This window comes from Salinispirillum marinum (assembly GCF_042650105.1).
In the GTDB taxonomy this organism is placed as follows: Bacteria; Pseudomonadota; Gammaproteobacteria; order Pseudomonadales; family Natronospirillaceae; genus Salinispirillum; species Salinispirillum marinum.
This window is the reverse complement of record NZ_JBHSAL010000001.1, coordinates 162867-187982: the sequence shown is the minus strand read 5'-3', so window position 1 is coordinate 187982 and position 25116 is coordinate 162867. Positions and strand designations below refer to the sequence as shown.

The window sequence follows — 25116 nt, the reverse complement described above, 5'->3', positions numbered from 1 at the left end:
ACATATTCATTGGGGCGGTTGCTCTGGTGTATCCATCAACCAGCGGACGTTGCGTATCAATTCAGCGTCCAATAAAGATTCCGCTGCGATAACCGCTTCAGGCACTCGCTCATCAAATCCTATACGCTGTTGTTCATCGGTTTTGATCACAGCTTTTTGTTTTAAAGTTGATAAAAATCGCTTGAACAAGGTTTTATCAAAAAACTCCGGGGCGTTTAGGCCGTTGAGAATCGACATGCGTTGCGCCAATTGCTGCGCCTTGGTTTCAAGCTCTGACACGGTCAGGTCGTGCTGTCCCGCTGCTTGTAAGACAGAGAGCGTTAGATAATAACGTTCAAGCGTGGGCTGCATCAGACGCGCCAGGGCAATAAATTGCACCGCTTCGTTCGGCTTCGAACTGGGTGTCAGTTTGTCGCCCTGCGCAACGATTAGGCCGTTTTCGATCAGTACATCCAGATAGCGCTCTGCCATAGCAACCGCTTGTTCCGTATCCCAATGAATAAACAGCTCATTGCGCACATAGCTGTATATCAACACCAGGTGGCGCATTAAACTTTCGCGTGTTTTTGCCGTGCCATGAATTTGCAGACCACAGCAGAGCAATGCGGGCAGTGCTAATAGGTGAATAATGTTGTTGCGATAATAGGTCATCAATACCGCTTGATGATCGTTCAGATTGTATAGGTCACCCATGGGGTGCTCTATGCGCTGCACCATTTTCATTTTTACGGCGTGTGCTAACCAATCGCTGGGTTTGCCATCTGGGTAGGTCATGGTGGTACTGTAGGGTGCCGAGTGCAACAAGTTGATATAGAACTGCGCTTGTTGGGCAATGGCGTGTTCGTCTAGGGCGCGGTTGGAGCTGGCCAACAACACCGTGCCGATCAAATTAATGGGGTTGATCGCGGCGGCTTGGTTTATCCGGAAGGCCACTTCATCACTCAGGGTTTGAATAACCGGCCCGAGCCAATTCGGTCGGGTATCTTTGGTTATGTCGTGTGTCCGCCAATCGGGTTCTTGTGCGTCAAGCACTTCATGCAATGCAATGGGCGAACCAAAATTGAGGCTGACTTCGCCATAGTTCTTTAAACGCCGCAACGTACCCAGTACATCCAACACCGATTCACTTTTCTTTTCCTTGCCGCGCAGTTCTTTCAAATAGCTGTTGGCTTCAAACACCTTCTCGTAACCAATATAAACAGGAATGAAGGTCATCGGTAGGCTAGGATCACGCAAGTAGCTTTTAACTGTCATCCCCAACATGCCTGCTTTGGGTTCGAGGGTGCGACCTGTACGGGAGCGTCCGCCTTCCACAAAATATTCCACTGCGTTGCCGCGCGTGAACATCAAATGCAGATATTCGTTAAATACAGCGGTATAGAGCTTGTCGCCACCAAAAGTACGGCGCATAAAAAATGCACCGCCCCTGCGGAGAATAGGCCCGACGATGGGCATGTTGAGGTTTTTCCCGGCGGCAATATGGGGAATCGGCACCCCCTGTGAATGCAGACTGTATGACAGCAACAAGTAATCGATGTGCGAGCGATGGCAAGGTACATAAATAACCGAACTGTGTTGGGCAGCCTCTTTCACCACGGCAATGTTATTGATGCGAATGCCGTTATAGATTTTGTTCCAGAGCCGCGATAAGAAAATATCCAGAATGCGGACGGTGGAATAGGAGATATCCGCCATGATTTCTTCCAGGTATTGCGTAGCCACCTGACGCGATTTATCGGGTGTGGTTTTCTGTGTCCGGGTATGGTGCGCCACGGCTTCGCGCACCGGTGCCGAGTTAAGGATTTGCGTCATCATGGTACGACGGTGCGACAAGTCCGGGCCCAAGACACCCAAGCGCACGCGGTTAAAGTGGACGCGTAATACGCGCTGCACTTTGCGGGTAAAGCGGGGGGCATCTTGGGTGTCGTCTAACAAGGCACGCAGTGAAACCGGTGCGTTAACTTCCACAAAGGTGCTGCGGCCATTCACCAATACGGTAAAGAATTTGCGCACCGGGCCAGGAATAGACCAGCGGTCGGAAAAGAGAATCTTGAAGAAGGATTTTTCTTTGGTGGGTGCGCGGCCCCAAAATACGCTGATGGGTACAACATGAGTATGATGGTCAGAAGATTCAAAAACGGCCCGGCATTGTTGTGCTAACGCTGAGGTCTCACCCTGTGCTTTTAAGCGGCGCAGATGACGCGGTTTTAGTTCCAGAAAAACGATAGGTGAGGTGGAATTGTTGACCGGATATAAACCCATTCGCTCGATAAACAAGTCGGCGGCTATGCGGTCAGTGAGGCTTTCCCGGCGTAATACAAAAAGGGTGGTTGCAGGGTCTTCCAGTTCCGGTAACGCGACGGACATGGAGTGATCAAAGCGAATCCAAGCCCCTACGAGTCGTTTTAACAGGGTATACCACATGCCGAAAATCCTAGCACAAACAAAGTGCCGACAGTGTAGCAAAGGCGAAAGATCTACACCTCATTTTGGCTGTTTAATCGTTCACAATTGCCTTTAACTGAAGGCCAGTGTCTTACCAGAAATCGGCGCGGGGATTATGAGCGCTTCAGTAATGTGGCGGTGGCTCGTTGGTGATCTCTGGTGAAAGTTGCTCGGTGATGGACTGCACGCGAGAGTCGAACTGCGTTAAGAGTTTGGTCAATTGGCGAATTTCTTGATCTTGGCGGCTGATCACCGTATTGAGTTGTTCCAAGGTGTCTTCTAAAAAAGACAGGCGAATTTCTAATTCTGCGATGCGATTGTCGTTTTCCACAAACACTGTCCCGTTTTGGGTTGTTTAAATAGGCCATTGTTTGGCATTATGCCTGCACGACTCAATAAGGTTGGTTTTCCTGTTGAGTTCGTTTTGGTCATGTTCGGCGTTAGAATACCATGCAGAGGGTTTCGCGTCGTGACGATTGTGGTGTCCATCGTGTCTGCCCAAAAACACCGTGCAGGCGCGAGTTTGGATTTAGGTATGGGAAATATAGGTTAATAGGGTCGTTATGAAAGCAGTAAATGTAATTGCAGCATTGGTACTCAGTTTGTGTGCTGCGGTATTGGTTCCTTTTGTGGTGAGTTTTTGGCAAGCCGACGGCGCCGCCGTGAGTTTCAATCAAGGGGCATATTGGGGTGCCGTGCTCAGTGCATGGGCATTGATTTTAGCGGTGCTTTTGCTACTGCAAGTGTTGCCCCTGGAAGGCGGTATCGATAACCGTGAAGAAGGGGTGGTCAAATGGTTCAACGGATCCAAAGGGTTCGGATTTATCACCCGGGAAAATGACGAAGATGTATTCGTCCACTTTCGTTCCATTCGTGGCCGTGGGCATCGCACGCTGCATGAAGGGCAACGTGTGCGCTTTGGCGTGGTCGAGAGCGACAAAGGTTTGCAAGCGGAAGATGTCAGCGTGGTACGGCACCAATAACGTGCGCTTCTAGCGCATAGACCAACGTAAGAGCACTTGGCCCATAAGCAACCATGGGTCGAGTGCATCAACGCCTTTCACCGCGGCGTCGGTGCGTTGCAGCAACTGCATGATGGCACTCCAACGTGCCGGTTTAACACGCTGCACCGCCTGCTTCATCGGGGCTTGCCGTGGCCCCATAATGCGCATAGACATGCAAGCTTGGTCTAGCGATTCGCCATCTTTCAATCGTGTCTGGATTTGCATCGCAAGGCGGGCTTCTCGTGTCAGCGCCCATTGCACCATCAAGGGCTCTACCCCTTCGCTGCGCAAGCTGTCGAGAATACGCTGGGCACGGCCCAAGTCACCACTGTGCGCCGCATCGGTAAGATCAAACACGGTAAAGCGGGCGTGATCAACGACTGACTCCAACACCAGTTCGGCGCTAACTTCTCCCTCTGCCAACAGAGCTAGTTTGTCCAGTTCCTGGCGCGCGGCCAACAAATTGCCATCCACCCGTTCCGCCAGCAATTCCGCTGCATCTGTAGTGAGTGATAATTTCAGGGCGCGGGCGCGTTGTTCCAGCCAACGTGGTAATTCGTGGCGCTTGACCGGCCACACATTGATCACCCCGGCGTTGGCCGTGAAAGACTTGAACCACTTAGTTTTCAGGCTGGCGCGGTCTAAACCTTCGCCATTCACTAAGAGAATATTGTCGGGGTTCGGTGACGTGGCGTACTCCACCAGAACATCCTGGCCCGCTTTATCGGGCTTGCGTTCCAGGTTCAGTTCCAACAATAAACGATCGCTGAATAAAGACAGTGATTGATTGGCTTCGATCAATTCAGCCCAATTAAACTGTGCATCCACGTGCATGACCCGGCGCTCACCGATACCCGCTTGGCGGGCGTGTTGGCGCAGCTTATCCAAGGCTTCCATAACCAGCAGAGGTTCCTGACCCATGACCACATAAATGGGCAGCATGGGCTTTTTCAGGTGTTGGGCCAGTTGCTCTGCTTTGATGTCCATAACTAGGCGACGACGATGTTGACCAGTTTGCCCGGCACCACAATCACCCGCTTCGTTTCTTTCCCTTCAATGAACTTCACCACGTTACTTTCGGCACGTGCCAAGGCTTCAATGGTGGCTTTGTCGGTGTCGGCGGCGACATCAATTCGGCCACGAACTTTGCCATTCACCTGCACCACGTAGGTAATTTCATTGCGTACCAGGGCGGACTCGTCCACCTTAGGCCAGACTTCATTCACCACGGCCGTATCATGACCCAAGGCGGCCCAAAGGCTGTGCGCAATATGCGGCGTGATGGGCGATAGCATGAGTACCGCAGCCTCCAAGGCTTCGCGCACCACGGCCGCGGTTTGCCCACTCTTCAGGCTAACCTTGTTGACCGCGTTCAACAGTTCCATGGTCGCGGCTATAGCGGTGTTAAAGGTTTGGCGACGGTCGAAATCATCACTGACTTTCTGGATGGTTTCATGGGTTTTACGCCGCAGATCCTGCTGTTCGTTATCCAGTGTGCCGGTATCCAATACCGTGGCGTCGTTCAATTCCAGCAAGGCGTGGACACTGCGCCATAAGCGCTGTAAGAAACGGTGGGCACCTTGAACACCGGTTTCAATCCATTCCAGAGTCTGGTCTGGTGGCGCCGCAAACATGGCAAACAAGCGCACTGTATCGGCACCGTAGGTCGCCAACGTTTCTTTGGGGTTTACGCCGTTGTTTTTCGATTTTGACATCTTGCTCATACCGGCGTGCATGACGTCATCACCGGTGGCCGTTTCATAGGCCCGCACGGTATGCCCTTTGTCGTCTTTTTCCAAGGTCACGTCTTTCGGGGAAATCCAAACCTGACCGCCATTGACGGTTTTGTAATAGGTATCCGCCAAGACCATGCCTTGACACAGTAAGCGCTCAAAGGGTTCGTCGCTGTTGACCAAACCTTCATCCCGCATCAACTTGTGAAAGAAGCGGGAGTACAGCAAGTGCAAGATGGCGTGTTCAATACCGCCGACATATTGATCAACCGGCAGCCAATAATTGGCTTCTTCCGGGTCTACCATGCCTTCCTTATAGTGCGGGCTGGTGTAGCGGGCGTAATACCAACTGGACTCCATAAAGGTATCGAAGGTATCGGTTTCGCGCTCCACCGCTTCGCCGTTCAGCTCATCTTTGCGCCATTCTGGGTCGGCTTTAATGGGCGATTGCACACCATCCATGACCACGTCTTCCGGCAACAACACCGGCAGTTTGTGCATGGGAACCGGTACTTCGCCACCGGTAGGCAGGTTAAACATAGGGATAGGTGCACCCCAATAACGCTGCCGGGAAACGCCCCAGTCACGCAACCGGTAATTGGTGGTTTTTTCGCCCTTGCCTTGTGCCGTTAACTCGGCAGCAATGGCTTGAAACGCCTCTTCCGATGTCATGCCATCGAAACGGCCTGAATTGACCAATACACCTTTGGTGGTATAGGCCGCTTGGCTCAGGTCTACCACATCATCGGAGCCGTCCAGCGGGCGAATGACTTGTTTGATGGGAATGCCGTATTTGTGGGCGAACTCCCAGTCGCGCTCATCATGGCCGGGTACGGCCATAACCGCGCCGCTGCCGTAATCCATCAACACGAAGTTGGCGGTCCACACCGGCACTTCGTCGCCGGTGAGCGGGTGAATGGCGGTTAAGCCAATCGACATGCCCAGCTTTTCCATGGTCGCCATGTCGGCTTCCGAGGTGGTCATCTGCTGGCATTTCGCCATGAAAGCTTGCAGCTCGGGGTGTTTCGCTGCCGCTTGCTGGGTTAACGGGTGCTGCGCGGCCACCGCTACATAGCTTACGCCAAACAGTGTATCGGGGCGGGTGGTGTAAACGTCGATGGTGTCGGCGCTGTCTTTCACCGCAAAGGTCAGGTTTACGCCTTCCGAGCGTCCAATCCAGTTGCGCTGCATGGTTTTAACCTGTTCCGGCCAATGTGGCAGCTTGTCGAGGTCGTTCAACAGTTCTTCGGCGTAGTCGGTGATTTTAATAAACCATTGGGGAATTTCCCGGCGCTCTACCAAGGCGCCGGAGCGCCAGCCACGTCCGTCGATTACCTGTTCATTGGCTAATACGGTTTGGTCGACCGGATCCCAATTGACTGTCGCCATTTTTTTGTAGACTAAGCCTTTTTCATACAACCGAGTGAAGAACCACTGTTCCCACTTGTAATAGTCGGGCTTGCAGGTGGTGACCTCGCGTGACCAATCGAAGCCGAAGCCTAATGCTTTCAGCTGTTCACGCATTTGGTCGGTATTGGCGTAGGTCCACTTCGCGGGCGCGGTTTTGTTCTGAATCGCCGCATTTTCTGCGGGCAGACCAAAGGCATCCCAACCCATGGGGTGCAATACATTTTTGCCCAGCATGCGCTGATAGCGCGCAATGACGTCGGAAATGGTGTAGTTGCGTACGTGCCCCATGTGCAGTTGGCCGCTGGGATAGGGGAACATCGACATGCAGTAATATTTTTCGCGGCTGCTGTCTTTTACCGCACGAAAGATCTGCTTTTCTTCCCAAAAGTGTTGGGCCTGAGCTTCAATGACACTGGGGTTATACGTGGCGTCCATCATTAGGCGTTCCGGCTTGTCGGTCTAGTCAAAAAAAAGAATGGTGAAATAGGGCGCAAGGATACCCGATGCGCCGTGGTTTTTCGATAGGGGTCAGTGTTTGCTGCGTCGTGTCCGCAGTTTCATGCTTCCAGCAAGTAAAACAACCAATACCAGCACCGGCCAGCTGCCCCAACGCTGATAGGGCGTTAACCCATGGCGCGGCAAGATGTCGGCTTCAATGGATGCTTGCACAAATTGCGGTGCGCGGGCCATTACAAAGCCAAATTCATCCATGATTACAGTGATGCCGTTTTGCGTCGCGCGTACCATCGGGCGCTGGTTTTCAATGGCGCGCGCGCGGGTAATTTGCAAATGTTGTTCGGGTGCCAAACTGCCACCAAACCACGCGTCATTACTCACGACAATTAGCAGGTCACTGCCCAGTGCTTGTTGCCGCGATAAGCCGGGGTAGGCGGCTTCATAGCATATCAACGGAGCTAAACGCAGCGTTTGTCCGGCATGTTGCAGGGTCATTGCCGGCTGGTCTTTCGGACCGGGTGCAAAGCCGGACATCGGTAGGTCGAAGAACGCGATCAGGCCCTGTAAAACGCTTTGCAAAGGCAGATATTCGCCAAAAGGGACTAGGTGTTGCTTGCGGTACTCGCCTTCTCCTGTGCCCCACGCTTTGATGCCGTTGTAGTAGGTGCGACCTTCGCCACGCAGCGGTAAACCGCTGATGATCGCTTGATCGCGGCTGTTGGCGCGTGATTCGAGGGCTCGGATAAAGCCGGGGACGGCATCCGGAAACGTAGGGATGGCGGTTTCGGCCCACAGAACTAAAGCCGCATCGCGGTGCTGATCCGCCAAACCGACATGAATGTTGAGAATGTTATTGAGGATGGCATTGTCCCACTTGATGGACTGATCGGTATTGCCCTGAATAGCCGCCACCGGCATGGGTTGCGCCAGACTGGGCGCCGTATAGTGGCGGTCGGTTATGGCGGCACCTACACCCCAAGTCAGGGTAAGAAAGGCGATTGCGGGCATAACCGAACGCCAGTCCTTCAAACGACATTGCCACAACAGGCCAGCACCCAGCAGCAGCAAGAGACTTACCCCAAAAACGCCGGTCACCGGCAGCCAGCCGCGTAGCCAATTATCCGTGCCCAAGGTGCCCCACAACAGCCAAGGCATACCGGTAAAAAGTGTGGTTCTGATGCCTTCAAACACCAGCCAGAGCAATGGAAAAGTTAGCCAAGGCAGTGGACGCTTAAGTTGCTGAGTCAGTCGCGCAGGCGCCCACGCCTGCACGGCAAACAGCAAGCCGAGCGCGATACAAAAAGCGCCAGTCAGAATGAGCGAAATGGCCACCGGCGTATCGACCGTACGCATAGAAAAATAGACCCAACTGACACCGCTGCCAAAAAAGCCACCGCCGAACCACCAACCACGCCAGAATGCCTCTTTGGGCGGTTGTGCTGTGGTTAGCCACCAGAACACCACAGGCAAGGCATAGGCTAAAGGCCACCAATAAAAGGGGGCGAAAATTAGGGGTACGGCGGCACCGGTAAACAAGAGAATCAGGCGCGCTGGCCAATGCTTTTCCTTCAAGCCGTATATCTGAGCAGTAAAGTTCATTAAACTGGGCGTCCGTTACTGAGTGGCACGGGGAACGGCGCCAAGCATGGCCTGTCAATCGCCACAAATCAACCAATGAGATCCTGTTGTTATGTCACACGCGTTGCCCGAATTCCGTGGTTTTCGATTTCCTCACATTAAGCGTCTCTGGACGGCCTTGTGTCAGGAACCGGAACTGCCCCAGCTTGATCGTTGGTTGAGTAAAACCTTGCGTGATGAAAAAGCCTTTGGGCGGCGCGACCGGCTGTACTACGCCGATGTGCTGTTTGCGGCGATGCGCTATTTACAGCCCATTGTACTGTTGGAGGCCGGTTTCAAAGCCGGTGATGTAAAACAGTTCCCGGCGCTGTATCAGGCTGAAGATGCGGCCATGACTTCGGTAACGCTTTGGCAAAGTGTTCAAGCGTTGCCAGTCGAGGTGGTGCTTTTTTGGTTGGCAAAACTCACCGACACCGGGGGTGACTGGCCGCGGGAAATCACCGACCTGGCGGAACGGCACCAGTTCTGGACCAACGTAAAACAGGTGTTGAATAAAGCCAACATGAACGATGTGTTACAGGGTTGGCGGCCACGCTGGCAGCCCTTGCTGGCCGCGCGTGGTCTGCGCTCTGGTTGGTCACAAGAACTATTGCACCCCTTTGTGCAAGGGCAAAATACACGACCGCCTTTGTGGTTGCGGGTGCAGCGTCCGGAAGATGTGGCGCCGGTCGCTGCCCAAATCATTGGGCAGGGTTATGACCTCGAACAAGACGGCGATGCCTTAAAGGTCATCGGCGAGCGCGGCATTTATCAATTGCCGGCGTGGCAAGAGGGCAAACTGGAGATTCAAGATTGGGCCAGCCAGCAAATCAGCCGGGCGGTGGATGCGCAACCGGGTGAGCAAGTGTGGGACGCCTGTGCCGGAGGCGGTGGCAAGACCCTAGCCATGGCCAGCGCAATGAACAACAAAGGCGCGGTGACGGCTACCGATATTCGGGAGTATAAACTCGAAGAAATAAAAAAACGTGCGAAACGGGCCGGTTGGTTTAACGTTCGGCGCTTTCCGTGGGATGCCGAAGCGCCCCTGCGTTTACCCAAAGAAGTGGCGCGCCAGGGCGGGTTTGATCGTGTCCTGGTGGATGCTCCCTGCACGTCATCCGGAACCTGGCGCCGTAACCCAGACGCGCGCTGGCGTTTGGATGAAACCCAATTAACCGAGTTGCTAGCCTTGCAAGATAAAATTCTGCACAACGCCGCACCCGCGGTCAAAGTCGGTGGACGTTTGGTGTATGCCACCTGCAGTTGGTTGGAAGCAGAAAACGAACAGCGCGTAGAAGCGTTTTTAGCGAATAACGCTGGATTCACCCTCGAACAACAGCAGGTCGTCGGTTTTCCGCATCAAAATGCAGATACCATGTTTTATGCAGTGTTAACCCGTGTTGCCTAGCGGGTTAAGCGCGGTGCGGAATTAACGTCAATAGATGTTGCGTAGCTTGTCGTTTGGTTGAAGACCGCGTGTGAATGGCGAAACAGGGGACTTTGCCAATTAGGCAGTGCGCCCCTTCGCTGAGCGGTAAATCCAATAAACCTTCGGGTAATATCTTCCTGGCTTTCGTGCCGACAATGGGTGTGTGTGCGCCTAACCATTGCGTAGCTAAGGCATTGGCCTCAAGTACCACACCCTCTTCGCTGATCTGCAATACCCCCACCGGTAAGGCATCCAACAATGCATTCGCTGCCAGTATCGGCGGCAGTTGAGTGGCCTGCGCATGCTGTGCATGGTGCGTCAACAAGGTATGTTCCACGTGCAGAAGTTCATCGGAAAGGCGGTGATGACGCGCCTGCAAGTCGTAATAAGCCATGGCACCTTCCAGTGCCGAGAGTAAATAGTCGCCTGCTATCGGCGAGGTAAGTGCGGCATAAACAGGGAGTGTCTCGGGTACTGTTTTTTGGTCACTTTCATTTATCACCACATGGCTAAGCCAGGGGGCCTGTTGTCGAACAGTATGAAAAAATTCTTGAGACAACTGGGGTTTTTGCGGATGTCCAGTGACCAGCACACCCACGGTTTGGCGTTCGATGATGTTCAGTGCCACAGATTCTTGCAGCGCAGTAAACACAGGGCAGGACAGCGCCGTTAAATGCCTCGCCAAAGGCTCGGTCGCGGCTGACGGTTGGAGCATCCATAACACACTGGCGGTCGACATGGCTTAGTACCTCATCAGGCACGCATCCGCTTGAGCGGATGGCACCTATGAAGTATAGACGAGAAATTTAACCGTACAGGTTAAGGTTCCTCCCTAGGCGAATATTAAAGCGGGGACTAAAACAACAACGTCATCAGCTTGCGTTGGTATTTTGCCACCCAGCCTTTGTTCGGGCAGGTGGCAAAGAGTGCTTGGATGTCCTGTCGTGCTTGGTTATTGTTCCAGCCGATGTCCTGGCGCAGAATGCTCAACAGTAATTCGAACGCCCGCTCATAGTCCTCATGCGCGGCAAGCGCCATGGCGAGGGCATGTGCGCTGGCCGGGCTAGGGTCGGCTGCATAACTGGCTTCAAGCACTGGCAAGTCGCCGTATTCTGCCGCCTTTACTTGCACCGCAATGGCCTGAAGGGCTGCTTTGACCGGCGCTTGGTTCTTTTGTTCGTCGGTTAATTGCGCGATAACCGCTTGCGCATCGTCCAAGGCTCCGGATTTACCCAGCGTCAGCACCAACAAGGCAATCGCTTCAGCGTTTTCCGGGTCGGCGTTCAAATGCTGTTGTAGAAGATTCAATGCGTCATCATAAGCGCCGGCTGCCCAGAGCGCTTCAATGGTCAGGTTTAAGGGTTCTTCGGCAGCACCCAAGTGTTCATCCAGAAACGCCGCCACTTCGGATTCCGGTTTCGCGCCCATAAAATGTCCGGCGACCGCACCGTCTTTGATCAAGGCGACGGTTGGCAAACTGCGTACACCAAACTGCGCGGTGATGCCGGGTTGTTCATCGGCATTCACCTTCGCCAGAATGAATCGACCCTTTCCGGCAACCGCCAGCTTTTCCAAAATTGGCATTAAGTTCTTGCACGGAGCGCACCAGTCGGCCCAAAAGTCGACCAATACCGGCACGCGCTGTGACTGTTCAATAATGTCGGCAACAAAACTTTGCTCGGTGACATGAATAATGTACGGCGAATCCGTCATGATGTAGAACTCTTAAAGAAGGCTGTAATGGCGCACATGATAAACCGAAACCAGGGACAGCGGGAGTCTAAATCCATGTGCCCGTGAGGGGGCGAACTTGCGCTAGCCGAACCACGAGCGCATACTCTTTGCGTAACAAAAACTCCGAGCCTGTTGCGCCTTCCCCATACTTTGTCTGGGTTGGACGGCAGGCCTGGTCGGATGAAGCGCGGCTTTTTGGCCGTGTTAACCATCACGACCCATCGGGTTCGATGAGGAAACTCTCGGGCCTCCCGTGTTTGGAAAGGGGTTAACCACCATGTTCAGCGACAACTACGGTCGCCGTTTTAGCTATTTGCGCCTGTCCGTAACGGAAATGTGTAATTTTCGTTGCACCTACTGTTTGCCCAATGGTTACAGCGGTCCTAAAGCCTCGGCGTTTTTGCGCCGGGATGAATTGCAGCGTGTGATGCGGGTGTTTGCCGCTTCCGGCACGCAAAAAATTCGCCTCACCGGCGGCGAACCCTCGCTGCGTGCCGATTTAGCAGCCCTGATTGAAGACGCTAGCACGACGCCCGGCATTCAGCGGGTGGCGCTCACCACCAATGGCTACAAACTCCGGCAAAGTATCGACGATTGGCAGGCCGCCGGGTTATCGCAACTCAACCTCAGTATTGACTCCCTCGACCCTCAGCAATTTCATGCCATCACCGGGCACGACCGATTGGCCGATATTTTACGCGGCGTTGATCGCGCGCTGGGTTTGCAATTGCCGGTGAAGATAAACGCCGTATATATGCGTGATGTGAATGATCAGCTCGGGGCTTTTCTGCATTGGTTGAAAGTCAATCCAGTGACGCTGCGCTTCATTGAGGTGATGGAAACCGGCGCGCAACCGGGATTTTTCGAGCAGCATCACGTACCGTTAAGCAACGTAAAGCAGCAGCTTTTGTTGGAAGGCTGGCAGCCTGTGGTGCGTCGGCAAGACGCTGGCCCGGCACAGGAATTCTGGCACCCGGACTACGCCGGGCGCATCGGTTTGATCATGCCCTATAGCCGAGATTTTTGTACCACTTGTAACCGCCTGCGCGTTTCTGCACAGGGCAAATTGCACCTGTGCTTGTTTGGTGAACAGGGCTATGACTTGCGGCCATGGCTACAAAATGATGCCCAAATAGAAGAACTTGTGCAGGTCATTCAAGATGCCCTCACCCATAAAACCGCCACACATGGGTTGCATGAGCGCAATACCGGCATAACCCGTGATTTGTCGATGTTGGGTGGTTAGAAGGTATGGCGGCGGAAGTAAACACGGTGGGTATTGTCCTTGCCGGTGGTACGTCATCCCGCATGGGGCAGGACAAAGCCCGCATACGGACCGCACAAGGGTTAACCTGGGCTGAACACGCCATGGCCGTGCTGCAGGCGCACTGCGCGACCGTGGTGTTGAACAATGCCGATGGCCTAGCCGACCACCGCGTCGGTTTCGCTGGCCCCTTGGCTGGAATTGAAGCCGCGCTGTTGGCCTACCCCGATTATAGTTTGTTGATCCTGCCGGTCGACATGCCCCTTCTGACCCCGGCCGATGTGCAGCTGGTGGTGCAGCATGCCGAGCAGAATGTGGCGCATGAAGACAGTCTATTTCCGCTTAAAGTTCAGGCCAGTGCGGGCAATCTGGCGGCGCTCCAACATTGTTTGAACCACCCGGACAAGCGTCAGCGTTCTATTCGGGCTTGGTTGCGCACGATAACGCCGCAGGTGGTGTGGTTGCCCGTTTGGGCACCAGAACGGATGAAGAATTTTAATTACCTAGATGAATGGCTAAACGAACAGCAGAGGAGTGAGTCATGAGCAATCATGCAGCGGCGCATTTTGTGTCTCTGAACATCGCCGTGTTAACCGTATCCGATTCACGTACAGCCGCCAATGACACCTCCGGAGATGCCTTGGTTGAACGCTTGCGCAGCGCGGGGCATCGTTTGGCCGCACGAGCGTTGGTGCCGGACGATGTGTACCAACTGCGGGCTGTGGTGTCGCAGTGGATCGCGGATGCGGGTGTTAACGCCGTGCTGGTGACCGGTGGCACCGGATTAACCGCCCGTGATTCAACACCCGAAGCCTTGCAGGTGTTGTTTGATCGAACGGTAGAAGGTTTCGGCGAATTGTTTCGCCATTTGTCATTGCAAGACGTAGGGTCGTCCACCATCCAAAGCCGTGCCATGGCGGGTTTAGCCAACGGTACGATGATCTTCTGTTTGCCGGGTTCCACCAACGCCTGTCGTACCGCGTGGGATGGTATTCTGGCCGAACAATTGAACAGCACCCACAAGCCCTGCAATTTCGTTCCGCATATGCATTTGAGTGTGGAGCAATGCGCCACCCGTGATGGCGTTGAGGTGTCTGCATGACGGCGTTAACCCATCTGAACGCGGCGGGTGAAGCCAGCATGGTGGATGTCTCGGCCAAAGCGGTGACGGTGCGTGAGGCTTGGGCCGAAGGCTTTGTGCGCATGTCGGCATACACCCTACGCCTGATTGCTGACGGCGGGCACAAAAAAGGTGATGTACTGTCGGTGGCCCGCATAGCGGGGATTCAGGCCGCGAAACGCACCGCCGATTTGATTCCACTTTGTCATCCTTTGATGCTCAGCAAGATTCAGGTGGATTTCACCTTAGACGACGCACGCAGCGGCGTGTCGATTCGTGCGCTCTGTAAGCTCAGTGGGCAAACCGGTGTTGAGATGGAAGCCTTAACGGCGGTGTCCGTAGCGGCACTGACCTTGTTTGATATGTGTAAAGCGGTAGACCCCGGTATGGTGATTGAGGGCATTCGTGTGTTGGAAAAGCGCGGCGGTAAAACCGGCCATTGGCAGGCCGACGTTGCGGGCAACCCGGCGGATGCAGATGAGGCGGGAGAGAACGACGCATGAATTCCGTTCGAATCCTATTCTTTGCCCGTTTGCGGGAAACCTTGCCACAGGCCGAGCTTGAATGGCCGTGGGCATCGCCGGGCTCGGTAGGCGACCTCAAGGCGCAACTGCGTGCCCAGGGCGACGCGTGGGCAGCCTTAGACGGCAATATTCTGTGTGCCGTAAATCAGACCATGGTAAAGCTCGATGCCATAGTCCAACCGGGCGACGAAGTGGCGTTTTTCCCACCGGTCACGGGAGGCTGATATGGCTGTGCGGGTGCAAACAAACGATTTTTCCGTATCCGATGAATACGCTGCGTTGGTGCACAACAATACGGCGGACGGTGCGGTGGTCAGTTTCGTGGGCCGGATGCGGGATATGAATTTAGGCTCCACAGTGCACGGTTTGCTGTTGGAGCACTACCCCGGTATGACCGAAAAAGCGCTTGCCGACTTGGAAGATCATGCACGCCAGCGCTGGGCCTTAGGGCATGTGAGTATCATTCATCGGGTGGGAGAATTTCGCGCGGCGGATCAGATTGTGTGGGTGGGCGTCACCAGCCCGCACCGTGGCGATGCCTTTGCGGCCTGTGAGTACATCATGGATACCTTGAAAACCACGGCACCGTTTTGGAAGAAAGAGCTAACCAAAGACGGTGCGCGCTGGGTGGACGCACGAGACGAAGACACCCAACGCGCGGAGCGTTGGCAGTAGGAGCCGAATCTTCGCACAGGGGGCTACGCTCCTACGGTAAATGGTTCGCGCAGGGGGCTGCGCTCCTACATACCCCATTCGCGCGGAGGGCTGCGCTCCTACGGACAGCCTTCGCTCAGGGCTAAGCCGTTACGGCTGCTCTTTCGCCAAATACAACCAGGTATCCAACACCGAATCCGGGTTCAGCGATACGCTATCAATGCCTTGCTCCATCAGCCAGCGCGCAAAATCGGGATGGTCAGATGGCCCCTGGCCGCAGATGCCCACGTATTTTCCGGCTTTTTTACAGGCTTGAATCGCCATCGCCAGCAAGGCTTTTACGGCGTCGTTCCGTTCATCGAACAGGTGCGCAATGATGCCGGAATCACGATCCAAGCCCAGCGTAAGCTGCGTCATGTCGTTGGAGCCAATGGAGAACCCGTCGAAGTGCTGTAAGAACTGGTCGGCCAGCAATGCATTCGATGGAATTTCACACATCATGATCACCCGCAGGCCGTTTTCGCCACGACGTAAGCCATGTTCGCCCAGCAAAGCTACCACACGTTCGGCTTCCGCCGGGGTGCGCACGAAGGGCACCATAATTTCCACGTTGCTCAGTTTCATTTCGTCGCGTACGCGCTTCAAAGCCCGGCATTCCAGGGCAAAGCAATCGCGGAAATCTTCTGAAATGTAGCGTGAAGCCCCGCGGAAACCGAGCATCGGGTTTTCTTCTTCCGGCTCGTACGCTTTACCGCCGATCAAGTGCGCATACTCGTTCGATTTGAAATCGGACATCCGTACAATCACTTTTTTCGGATAAAAAGCGGCCGCCAAGGTAGCGATACCTTCACTTAAACGGTCAACGTAGAAATCCACAGGCGATGCATAACCGGCGATGTGGTTGCGAATGGTGGCCTGCAGTTCGGCGGGTTGGTCGTCGAAATTGATCAGCGCTTTCGGGTGTACACCAATCATCCGGTTGATGATGAACTCCAAGCGCGCCAAACCCACACCTGCATTGGGCAGGAATTGGAAATCAAACGCGCGGTCGGGGTTACCCACGTTCATCATGATGTTAAACGGCAGGTCAGGCAGGGTTTGAATGTCATCGTTCTGATGTTCAAACGGCAGCTTGCCGTGATACACCGTGCCCGTGTCGCCCTCGGCGCAAGACACCGTCACCATCTGGTCGTCGTTCAGTTTTTCGGTGGCGTCGCCGCAACCCACAATGGCGGGAATGCCCAATTCACGCGCAATAATTGCGGCGTGGCAGGTACGACCGCCCCGGTTGGTCACAATGGCAGATGCACGCTTCATCACCGGCTCCCAATCGGGGTCGGTCATATCCGTCACCAGCACATCGCCGGGCTTCACGTCATGCATGTTTTCCAGCCCAGCCACCACGCGCACCGGGCCAGCACCAATGCGGTGCCCAATCGCACGGCCTTCCGCCAGCACTTTGCTTTTTTCTTTCAGGACATAGCGCTCAATGGAGTTTGAACCGGCGGTTTGGCTTTTCACCGTTTCTGGGCGCGCTTGCACGATGTAGAGCTGCTGATCGTCGCCGTCTTTGGCCCACTCAATGTCCATCGGACGGCCATAGTGGTTTTCAATGGTAATGGCGATACGTGCCAGTTCCTCGGCGTCGGCGTCGCTGATGCAGAAACGCTGCCGGTCGGCCATGGCAACATCCACGGTTTCCACGGCATGGCCTGCACTGCCTTGGCCGGTGCAGATCATCTTGATCGCTTTCGAGCCCAGAGTACGGCGCAGGATAGCGGGTGCGCCCATTTTAACGGTGGGTTTGAAGACATAAAATTCGTCGGGGTTTACTGCCCCTTGTACCACGGTTTCACCCAAACCGTAGGCCGCAGTAATGAACACCGCATGCGGGAAGCCGGATTCGGTATCCAAGGTGAACATCACGCCCGAAGCACCGGTTTCACTGCGCACCATGCGCTGAATGCCGGCCGATAACGCCACTTCACTGTGGGTAAAGCCCTGGTGTACGCGGTAAGAAATAGCACGGTCGTTATACAAGGAGGCAAACACTTCTTTAATGGCGTGTTTGATGTTGTCCAGCCCGGAAATGTTCAGGAAGGTTTCCTGTTGCCCGGCAAACGAGGCATCCGGTAAGTCTTCCGCGGTGGCTGATGAGCGCACGGCGACTTTCAAGTTAGTATCGTCACCCGCCATTTCCGCGTAGGCCGCATCAATCGCGGTATTTAATTCGTCTTGGAAGTTGGCTTGCATGATCCAACTGCGGATGTTTTTGCCGGTTTCCATTAACGCACGCGTGTCGTCAACGTTTAACGCATCCAATGCGGCGTTGATGCGGTCGGCCAAGCCATCATGGGCCAGAAAATCACGATAGGCTTGTGCCGTGGTGGCAAAGCCGCCGGGAACACGGACGCCCGCGTCGCTGAGTTGATGAATCATCTCCCCAAGGGAGGCGTTCTTGCCGCCCACCTTGTCCACATCGTTCATTCTCGCTTGGTCTAGGCGAATCACGTAATTAGGCACAGCGGTGTCTCCGTGTTTATTGCCGTTGGTATAGGTAGTGGTCCCGTGGGTTAGCGGGTTCTTTTCATTAAAATAATACCCGTGGTTGATAATAGTGGCTTGATGATGAAAAATCGACCTCCAGATATGCCTTTCATCATCGGAGAACAAAACATGGGCAGAACGGCGTTTTTTGTGTCAGATGGCACCGGAATCACAGCGGAAACGCTTGGAAACAGCCTATTGTCCCAATTTGAAGGCATTCCTTTCCGCCGTGTGACCATCCCGTACATCGATACGGCGGAAAAAGCAGCCGCAGCCGTAGCACGCATCAACACCGCAACACAAGAAGACGGTGCCTCCGCCATTGTGTTCGACACCATCGTAAACGTCGACATTCGGGATGCCATCTCGCGCGCCCAAGGCTATATGGTGGATGTGTTCGCCACCTTCTTAAAACCGCTGGAGCAGCAGCTCGGAGTCGAGTCTTCATATACCGTGGGTAAATGCCACTCCATCAATGAATTCAGCCGCTATCACCGGCGAATCGAGTCGGTCAATTACGCGCTGGACAACGACGACGGTGGCCGCCAACAGCAGTACGACAAGGCTGACATCATCCTCGTCGGTGTGTCACGCTGCGGCAAAACCCCCACCTGTTTGTACATGGCGTTGCAGTTCGGGGTGCATGCAGCCAATTATCCACTGACCATGGATGACCTGGTAAACCCCGGCCTGCCCGACATTCTGATGCAGCATAAAAAGAAGATTTATGGCCTCACCATAGATCCCTTTCAATTGTCGGCCATTCGCCACGAACGCCGCGCCAATAGCCAGTATTCCTCTTTAAGCCAGTGTGAGTTAGAAGTGCGCGAAGCGGAGAAGCGCTTTAAAGCGGAAGGGATAACGTTCATCAATACCACGACGTTTTCGATCGAGGAGATTGCGACGAGGATTATGGATGATGTTGGACTGGATCGACGCCAACTCTAACGAACCACTGAAACATTACCTGCGTTGCCAGCACTGCGTTAAAAACAGGCTCAAAATGCTCACCTACATTGAGTAGGCTGCGCTTCTTCGCCTGTTTTTGCCTTGTGCTGCCTGCCTCGCTAACATGTTTCAGAAGCTTCGTTGCGGGTGTCCAGCCTCTGAGGTTTTTCGGGCAATATCACCACGGCAACTCACTGCCATCCCAATGCCAAAACTGGCCGGTAGTTTCGGGGGTTAAACGTTCGCTAAGTACCGACCACAAACACTCGGCGGCTTTCTCCGGCGTCTTTAACTGCCCGGGCGGTAAGGTGGCTTGGAAGGGTTGTGACAAGGTGCTGTCGGTCGTGCCGGGGTGGTAGGCCGCCAACGCGGCCTTTGGAAAACGCCGTTGCCATTCAATCGCGGTGTTCTTGATCAGCATGTTCGCCGCAGCCTTGCTGGCCCGGTAGGCATACCAGCCACCCAAGTGGTTATCGGCAATGCTGCCGACTTTGGCGGTGACGATCAACGCCTGCAATGGGTCTTGTCGGGTCAGCCGCGCCGACACCGCCTGCAGAACGCTCATCGGCAACAAGGTATTCGCCAAAAAGGCATTCTGTAAGGCTTCCGCGGAAAGGTCTTCCAACCGTTTTTCGGGCTTTTGATCATCGTTCCACAGCATCCCCGTTGCCACCACCAGGCGCGTGGGTTTCGGCCAATCCGTCAGGGCTCGCTGCACATCGTCCCACGCCCATGAGGCAACCGGGTGAATGGTTATGTTCTCATCTTCGATGTCCAAACGCCGACGACTCAATAGGTGCACCGGGCCAGTTTGCGCGGCAAGTTGAGCGGTTGCTGCGGCAATGGCACCGCCGCCAATAATCCAGGTTGTCATGTGCTGTACCTCAGGTGTCAGTTGAAAGCCTATACGCAAGAACGCAGTCTTTGGCTTGAACAGTGCACAAAATTTTTATCGAGACTGAGCCTATCGGCGGGAATCAGCGTACAATTACGGCAGGTTTTACACAGCGGACAACAGCGCCGCACCGAATTGACGTAAAAGGTAGGACATCATGATTGATTTAGCGGCCTTACGCCGTGAATACAGTATGAACGGCTTGGACAGAGACGAATTAGACAACAACCCTTTTATTCAGTTTGAGCGTTGGTTTCAGCAAGCCATGGACGCCGGGTTCAGTAATGACCCCTCGGCGATGACCGTAGCCACCGTCAGCCCGGACGGTCAACCTAGCCAGCGCATGGTGTTGCTCAAGCATGTAGACGACAAAGGTTTTGTGTTTTACACCAACCTCGAAAGCCGTAAAGCTCGCGAGTTGAAAGGTAACCCGAAAGTCAGTTTGCACTTTCCCTGGCACCCCATTGAACGTCAAGTCATTGTGTATGGTGAAGCCACACAAATGTCCGTAGCTGAAACCACGCGGTATTTCCTGTCGCGGCCAAAAGATTCTCAACTGGCGGCCTGGGCCTCGCATCAAAGCCAGCGCATTGGTTCGCGGCAATTACTGGAACAAGCCTTCGAGCAAATGAAAAATAAATTCAAAGTCGGCGAAGTGCCCTTGCCCTCTTTTTGGGGCGGTTTTCGCGTTGTTCCTAATCACATCGAATTCTGGCAGGGACGGCGCAATCGGTTGCATGATCGTTTTATGTATAGCCGTCGTGGCGCGAAGCAGTGGGAGATTGAACGGTTGCAGCCGTAGTTAAAACAAGGCTTCGGCCAAGGTATCAAACACCAAATTAACGGCCGGGTTGGTGCGCAACTCTCGATGACACACCAACCAAATAGGTACTTCCATTACGGGCACAGATTCTGGCAATACAGAGGTCAGCTCCGGTATCTTTCGGCCTATGTCCATGGGTAAGAAAATTAAACCTTGATCCAGCTTCGCCATTTCGACGTGCAGCAGTTGAAAAGCACTGATGATGGGAAAACGGTAGGTATCGCTCGCAGCCCCTAAGTCGCGCAAACGGTCTTTGACATTGCTGGTGGTGTCGTAACCGATGACGTCGACATGGCGAAGGTCTTTAAGTTGTCGAACACCCGGAAACCGCTCGGCATAGTGGGGCGTGCAGTATAGACCGATAGCCTCTTGGGCAATTTTGCGGGTGATCAAGTCTCCCTGCTCTGGCCGGAAGCTACGCACGGCAATATCGGCTTCCCGGCGTTTTAGGTCGGCGACATCGTTGGACACATCAATCCGCAGTTCAATGTCGGGCGCCAGTTCCCGAATTCTACGGACAACAGGCGGGAGCCGATACATGGCGTCCAACTGATTAACGGATACCGTCACCAGCCCCGACAGTTCGGTACGTTGTGCCAACGCCATGAGCGACAGTTGATTTGCAGCGTCCGCCATTTGCTTCACATAACCCACCAGTTTTTGACCACTCTGGGTCAATACCTGGCGCTTGCCCACCTGCTCAAACAGCGTGACATTCAACTCCTGTTCCAAGGCCGCAATTTGTCGGCCTAGTGTGGGTTGGGTCATGTTCAGTGAACGGGCTGCCGCCGACAAAGAGCCTTCCTCGGCCACCACCAAAAAGGCCCGTGTTCTGTTCCAGTCGAATTGTATCGAACGCCATTCCATACGAAAACGCATACCAAGTAGTATTTATTGGGCAATTATACTTTTTATTTGCATGGGTATACTGGCGTTCAACAGGTTTCAGGTCAACCATTTACCGGAGGCCTACCCAATCGAGCCACAGAAATAAGAGGACGACAGGATGAGATATTTTATTGCCGGTTCAACCGGCGCAACCGGACGGCACGTTACGCAACAGCTACTCGAACTCGGCCACGAAGTCATTACCGTGGCACGCAACCCAGCAGCGTTGCAGAGAGAAATCCAACACTATCCTAATCTCACTGTGAAGGAAGGCAGTTTGTTGGCGCTGACCGACAGCGAGCTGGATCAATGGGTAGCGGGCTGTGATGGCGTGATTTCCTGCCTGGGCCACAACCTGACCTTCAAAGGCATGTTTGGCGCACCCCGGATGTTGTGTCGTGATGCCGTTACACGGCTGACGCAGTCCATCCTTCGCACCCGACGCCCACTGGCCGGTATGCGACCACCCACTAAGTTCATCTTGATGAACACCAATGGCAACCGCAACCGTGACCTGAACGAAACATACAGCTTTGGCGACCGTCTGGTAATTGGCTTGGTTCGTTGCCTCTTGCCCCCGCAGCGCGACAATGAGCACGCGGCGGAATTTCTAAGAACAGCAATCGGTCAGAACCATCCCGACATTCGTTGGGTCGCTGTCCGGCCCGATGGGCTGGTGAACCGAGATGAGGTAAGCCCCTATGCATGTTACCCCTCGCCGGTTCGGGGCGTGGTGTTTAATGCAGGCCAGGTCAGCCGCATCAACGTCGCGCATTTCATGACCAAACTGGCGAGTAAAGCCAGCGAGTGGCAGGCTTGGGAGGGTAAAATGCCGGTTATCTATAACGCGGAGTAGCGGGGTTGGTTTGTTTCGGGTGAAGCGACGGCCAGGCTTATGTGTCGTAAGCTCGGGCCTTCGTTGAAGCTCGTTTTATCGGGCGGAGTATATTATCCTACCTAGGCGTATTATTTCCTGATAAGCGAGGTGGTCGGTATGGCCATGGTGAAGAAAAGTATTACCGTGACAGACCAGCAAGACAGTTGGATCAAGGCACAGATTGAAATGGGGCATTACGGCAACGAGAGTGAAGTGCTGCGTGAGCTAATTCGAGAACGTCAATTGCGCGAACAAGAGGCATCCCGAGACATTGAAACGATCCGAGCCAAACTGATCAACGCTGAACAAAACGGCTTCACCGAGCAAAGTCCGGAAGATATCCTGAAGGAAATCAAAAACGGATTGGGTCGTAATGCGGCACTATAAGCTCAGCAATGAAGCGAAATTGGATTTAGCACGCATCTACTGGCGTGGTGTCGAGGCGTTCGGTGAGCATCAGGCCGAACGTTATTATGAAGCCTTGTTCAAACGTTTTGACGACATAGCCAAAACGCCTTACAAATATCCTTCCGTTGATCACATCCGAGACGGTTATCGGCGAAGTGTTTGTGGTGTTGACCATATTTATTATCGAGTGATTGGTGAGCGTACTGACATTATGAGAATACTGGGCCGACAGGACGTTGCCCAGCGTCTTTAGTCATTTTCAATCGCCAAACGCTCGATAGCCGTTCCTCATATAAAGAATGCTGACTCCCTGGAATCAATGGCTCTGACCCTTATTGATTGTCAATGTGAGATACCCATTTGATTTAGCGTCTCCTTGTCGTTCCTGAGAACGTCAACGTGCCTTGTTTCCTAGGGTGTTCTAATGCAAAGCAGGTTTGTGCAACCGAGCCCTGTATATCGGGAAATAACGTTCTGCTGTTAACATTCATTTTGTCCAGATTAACCAAAATACTTGACCGTTGCTTTTCATCCGGAGCGAAGGTGATTTTGCGAAGAAATGGGTAATTCCAGCATTCATGGCTCACAACCGCTGCTATTCGAGTTGCCCAAGCCTCAAGGGACTCGTAAAAGACGTGCTTCGTGAAGAATCCCTGTTGATAGCCAATGCGCCGGTTGTAGCCATCGATTTCGCCAACCACTTCCAATATAGGAACCTGCTGCATTAGATATTCCTCTGGTTTGATCATCCCTTTCATTCTCGGCCAGACGTCCTCTTGAATTTGGCTATTGATAAGAGCCAATAACTCAAGATCCATGACCCACAGACAGCGTGGCTGAACCTGTCCATTTTCATTGACGGCGGCATCTTCCGCCAAAGCAAAGAACAATCCCACATATGCAGAGTGAGTCCAGTCTAGTAAAGGAGTTGGGAGTCCAAAGTGCTGTCCGTACTGCCACAAATCTACGCTATTAAGTTGTTCTGGAGTCAAATCTCGGTTCAAGAGGAGGTTCTTCCTGAACTCATTTTTTACTCGATGCTCAACTGTTTCAAAAGTAGCAGACTGATCAATTTGACCTTTTTCCTTGAGTCGCGATAAAAAACGCGCCAAGGAGGGTCGTAAATTCCAAGCTGCATTTTGTTGCCCTCTAAAGCCAAGCCGATGATGTGTGCCGACTAATTCACTCTCGATGTAGCCCAGTATCTCTGCTGCAGGTATTTGTATTTCTAGAGGTTCGTTGAAGTCATACATTTTATGCACTCGATATGTTAATTGCTGAGCAAGGTTTTAGGGTAGAGCCTGAATATGAATGGCCGCCAACATAGCAGAATCGATTCGAATTTAGTCTGGGTAAGGTTAGTCCGTACATGCCTATTACTGCGAGACTGCCAATTTGAACTAGCCGGCGTAATAACGTTGAAAACCATAATAAGTGAACCTCAATATGTGTGCGCTTTAGCCAATTGGTGCGATAGCCCATGTAGACGAAAGAAGTAGGAATGTTTGCTCATGCTTTTAATGTTAGTCACTGATGCTAAAAAACTATTATTTAATGCCCCTAGAGGTCTCATATGTGTTGGGAACTCTCTGGCAAGCGGAAGTCAATACCAATTTCCCCACACAACTGGTAGCAGATTTCTTCGGCTGGCTCCCATCCGCCACAACACTCTGGGCTCAGACAGATGGTGAGACAGCTAACCAATCCAGAATCAAGCGCCTTACGTGTCGCTGAGAATATCTCTGATATATAGTGCTCGCTTTGAAGGCGCGCTAAGTCTTTCGGCTGCCGAGAGAAAAAATAATCCAAATCTATGTTAAGAATCCATCCATCAGCACCATATCGATGCAGGAACTCACCATACATCGCAGGGAGGCTACTCATATTTATCTCCTCCCAATTTGTCGCACCGGTTGGCTCGTCGCCCTTGCCGTGTGTTGCGAAAAAGTACTCGGCAATTTGGCTGCGATACAGCCTCTCGAACAGAAATAAGTAATTGTCCCAACGGATGAGGGGGACCTTCTTTCCATCTGGACCGATTTCGCTAATGTCCAAGTAATCCTGAAATGTAATGGAGCCCAGATCTGGCAATTTCGTGATTTCATCGTCACGGATTGTCCCTGCGCAGTCATAGTGCGCATCAATATGAAAGACGCCGTATTGCGATTTTGAAGACATATGCTGAAGCCAGCACCAGAGCGCAGCTCGGTGATTGTCCATGATGTAAATATTTTCGGTTCGCCAAAGAAAGTTCTGCGAAACGGCCAGGGAGCCGTTCCTACCTTGGAATGGGAGAATCCAGTCTGCCATTTAGTCTCCTAACAATTTTAATTCTGTGCA

25 protein-coding genes and 1 riboswitch are annotated in these 25116 nt (G+C 53.4%); of the genes, 13 read left to right on the top strand and 12 right to left on the bottom strand.

What is annotated here, in order from left to right; all coding sequences use genetic code 11:
* Positions 1-6 precede the first annotated feature (6 nt).
* Both plsB and ACFOSD_RS00970 read right to left on the bottom strand, forming a co-directional pair.
* Positions 7-2424 (bottom strand): glycerol-3-phosphate 1-O-acyltransferase PlsB, encoded by a 2418-nt coding sequence (gene plsB, locus ACFOSD_RS00975; protein ID WP_380694551.1) that lies wholly within the window; start codon positions 2422-2424, stop codon positions 7-9.
* A 145-nt stretch (positions 2425-2569) separates the two neighbouring features.
* Positions 2570-2776 (bottom strand): SlyX family protein, encoded by a 207-nt coding sequence (locus ACFOSD_RS00970; RefSeq protein ID WP_380694553.1) that lies wholly within the window; start codon positions 2774-2776, stop codon positions 2570-2572.
* A 232-nt stretch (positions 2777-3008) separates the two neighbouring features.
* Between ACFOSD_RS00970 and ACFOSD_RS00965 the strand changes: the two genes are divergently transcribed.
* Entirely contained in the window at positions 3009-3428 is a 420-nt protein-coding gene (locus tag ACFOSD_RS00965; RefSeq protein WP_380694555.1) for a cold-shock protein, read from the top strand.
* Between the two features lie 9 nt (positions 3429-3437).
* Here ACFOSD_RS00965 and holA read toward each other — a convergent pair whose 3' ends face one another.
* From holA to lnt, 3 genes are all read right to left on the bottom strand, one after another.
* On the bottom strand, positions 3438-4436 hold the full coding sequence (gene holA, locus ACFOSD_RS00960) for a DNA polymerase III subunit delta (RefSeq protein ID WP_380694557.1): 999 nt from the start codon (positions 4434-4436) through the stop codon (positions 3438-3440).
* A 2-nt stretch (positions 4437-4438) separates the two neighbouring features.
* The gene (gene leuS / locus ACFOSD_RS00955; RefSeq protein WP_380694976.1) at positions 4439-7027 is read right to left on the bottom strand and encodes a leucine--tRNA ligase; all 2589 of its coding nucleotides are present in this window, start codon (positions 7025-7027) and stop codon (positions 4439-4441) included.
* A 93-nt stretch (positions 7028-7120) separates the two neighbouring features.
* Positions 7121-8647 carry an apolipoprotein N-acyltransferase gene (gene lnt / locus ACFOSD_RS00950; protein WP_380694559.1) on the bottom strand — a complete coding sequence of 509 codons (1527 nt, stop codon included), beginning with the start codon at positions 8645-8647 and terminating at the stop codon, positions 7121-7123.
* Between the two features lie 91 nt (positions 8648-8738).
* Between lnt and ACFOSD_RS00945 the strand changes: the two genes are divergently transcribed.
* Complete coding sequence (locus ACFOSD_RS00945) at positions 8739-10073, top strand: RsmB/NOP family class I SAM-dependent RNA methyltransferase (RefSeq protein WP_380694561.1); 1335 nt, start codon at positions 8739-8741, stop codon at positions 10071-10073.
* A 4-nt stretch (positions 10074-10077) separates the two neighbouring features.
* Here ACFOSD_RS00945 and ACFOSD_RS00940 read toward each other — a convergent pair whose 3' ends face one another.
* Complete coding sequence (locus ACFOSD_RS00940; protein ID WP_380694563.1) at positions 10078-10833, bottom strand: hypothetical protein; 756 nt, start codon at positions 10831-10833, stop codon at positions 10078-10080.
* Positions 10834-10949: 116 nt separating this feature from the next.
* Positions 10950-11807 (bottom strand): tetratricopeptide repeat protein, encoded by an 858-nt coding sequence (locus tag ACFOSD_RS00935; RefSeq protein WP_380694565.1) that lies wholly within the window; start codon positions 11805-11807, stop codon positions 10950-10952.
* 130 nt (positions 11808-11937) lie between these two features.
* A riboswitch (molybdenum cofactor riboswitch) is annotated at positions 11938-12112 on the top strand.
* Between ACFOSD_RS00935 and moaA the strand changes: the two genes are divergently transcribed.
* From moaA to moaE, 6 genes are all read left to right on the top strand, one after another.
* Positions 12106-13074: a GTP 3',8-cyclase MoaA gene (gene moaA / locus ACFOSD_RS00930; RefSeq protein ID WP_380694567.1), complete on the top strand. Its 969-nt coding sequence runs from the start codon at positions 12106-12108 to the stop codon at positions 13072-13074. It overlaps the preceding riboswitch by 7 nt.
* A 5-nt stretch (positions 13075-13079) precedes the next feature.
* Entirely contained in the window at positions 13080-13637 is a 558-nt protein-coding gene (locus tag ACFOSD_RS00925) for a molybdenum cofactor guanylyltransferase (RefSeq protein WP_380694569.1), read from the top strand.
* Complete coding sequence (gene moaB / locus ACFOSD_RS00920; protein ID WP_380694571.1) at positions 13634-14194, top strand: molybdenum cofactor biosynthesis protein B; 561 nt, start codon at positions 13634-13636, stop codon at positions 14192-14194. Before ACFOSD_RS00925 ends, moaB begins: the two co-directional genes overlap by 4 nt.
* Positions 14191-14715 (top strand): cyclic pyranopterin monophosphate synthase MoaC, encoded by a 525-nt coding sequence (gene moaC / locus ACFOSD_RS00915; protein ID WP_380694573.1) that lies wholly within the window; start codon positions 14191-14193, stop codon positions 14713-14715. Before moaB ends, moaC begins: the two co-directional genes overlap by 4 nt.
* The gene (gene moaD, locus ACFOSD_RS00910; protein ID WP_380694575.1) at positions 14712-14960 is read left to right on the top strand and encodes a molybdopterin converting factor subunit 1; all 249 of its coding nucleotides are present in this window, start codon (positions 14712-14714) and stop codon (positions 14958-14960) included. The genes moaC and moaD overlap by 4 nt, the downstream gene beginning before the upstream one ends.
* Position 14961: 1 nt before the next feature.
* Entirely contained in the window at positions 14962-15411 is a 450-nt protein-coding gene (moaE, locus tag ACFOSD_RS00905) for a molybdopterin synthase catalytic subunit MoaE (RefSeq protein WP_380694577.1), read from the top strand.
* A gap of 129 nt (positions 15412-15540) precedes the next feature.
* Here moaE and ppsA read toward each other — a convergent pair whose 3' ends face one another.
* Positions 15541-17913 carry a phosphoenolpyruvate synthase gene (gene ppsA / locus ACFOSD_RS00900; protein WP_380694579.1) on the bottom strand — a complete coding sequence of 791 codons (2373 nt, stop codon included), beginning with the start codon at positions 17911-17913 and terminating at the stop codon, positions 15541-15543.
* Between the two features lie 153 nt (positions 17914-18066).
* Here ppsA and ppsR point away from each other — a divergent pair, with 153 nt between their 5' ends.
* Positions 18067-18885 carry a posphoenolpyruvate synthetase regulatory kinase/phosphorylase PpsR gene (gene ppsR / locus ACFOSD_RS00895; RefSeq protein ID WP_380694978.1) on the top strand — a complete coding sequence of 273 codons (819 nt, stop codon included), beginning with the start codon at positions 18067-18069 and terminating at the stop codon, positions 18883-18885.
* A 178-nt stretch (positions 18886-19063) separates the two neighbouring features.
* Here ppsR and ACFOSD_RS00890 read toward each other — a convergent pair whose 3' ends face one another.
* Positions 19064-19759 carry an SDR family NAD(P)-dependent oxidoreductase gene (locus tag ACFOSD_RS00890; RefSeq protein ID WP_380694581.1) on the bottom strand — a complete coding sequence of 232 codons (696 nt, stop codon included), beginning with the start codon at positions 19757-19759 and terminating at the stop codon, positions 19064-19066.
* A gap of 178 nt (positions 19760-19937) precedes the next feature.
* Between ACFOSD_RS00890 and pdxH the strand changes: the two genes are divergently transcribed.
* The gene (gene pdxH / locus ACFOSD_RS00885; RefSeq protein WP_380694583.1) at positions 19938-20582 is read left to right on the top strand and encodes a pyridoxamine 5'-phosphate oxidase; all 645 of its coding nucleotides are present in this window, start codon (positions 19938-19940) and stop codon (positions 20580-20582) included.
* Here the strand turns inward: pdxH and ACFOSD_RS00880 are convergent, their stop codons facing one another.
* Positions 20583-21470 (bottom strand): LysR family transcriptional regulator, encoded by an 888-nt coding sequence (locus ACFOSD_RS00880; RefSeq protein WP_380694585.1) that lies wholly within the window; start codon positions 21468-21470, stop codon positions 20583-20585. It abuts the gene before it with no gap.
* A gap of 139 nt (positions 21471-21609) precedes the next feature.
* Between ACFOSD_RS00880 and ACFOSD_RS00875 the strand changes: the two genes are divergently transcribed.
* The 3 genes from ACFOSD_RS00875 (at position 21610) to ACFOSD_RS00865 (ending at position 23029) form a co-directional block, all read left to right on the top strand.
* Positions 21610-22347, top strand: coding sequence for an NAD(P)-dependent oxidoreductase (locus ACFOSD_RS00875; protein WP_380694587.1), 738 nt, complete (start codon positions 21610-21612; stop codon positions 22345-22347).
* A 138-nt stretch (positions 22348-22485) separates the two neighbouring features.
* Complete coding sequence (locus ACFOSD_RS00870; protein ID WP_380694589.1) at positions 22486-22755, top strand: type II toxin-antitoxin system ParD family antitoxin; 270 nt, start codon at positions 22486-22488, stop codon at positions 22753-22755.
* Complete coding sequence (locus ACFOSD_RS00865) at positions 22742-23029, top strand: type II toxin-antitoxin system RelE/ParE family toxin (RefSeq protein WP_380694591.1); 288 nt, start codon at positions 22742-22744, stop codon at positions 23027-23029. The genes ACFOSD_RS00870 and ACFOSD_RS00865 overlap by 14 nt, the downstream gene beginning before the upstream one ends.
* A gap of 112 nt (positions 23030-23141) precedes the next feature.
* On the opposite strand, the gene ACFOSD_RS00860 is transcribed toward ACFOSD_RS00865, so the two are convergent.
* Both ACFOSD_RS00860 and ACFOSD_RS00855 read right to left on the bottom strand, forming a co-directional pair.
* Positions 23142-24029 carry an FRG domain-containing protein gene (locus ACFOSD_RS00860; RefSeq protein WP_380694593.1) on the bottom strand — a complete coding sequence of 296 codons (888 nt, stop codon included), beginning with the start codon at positions 24027-24029 and terminating at the stop codon, positions 23142-23144.
* 316 nt (positions 24030-24345) lie between these two features.
* On the bottom strand, positions 24346-25086 hold the full coding sequence (locus ACFOSD_RS00855; protein ID WP_380694595.1) for a peptide arginase family protein: 741 nt from the start codon (positions 25084-25086) through the stop codon (positions 24346-24348).
* Positions 25087-25116 lie beyond the last annotated feature (30 nt).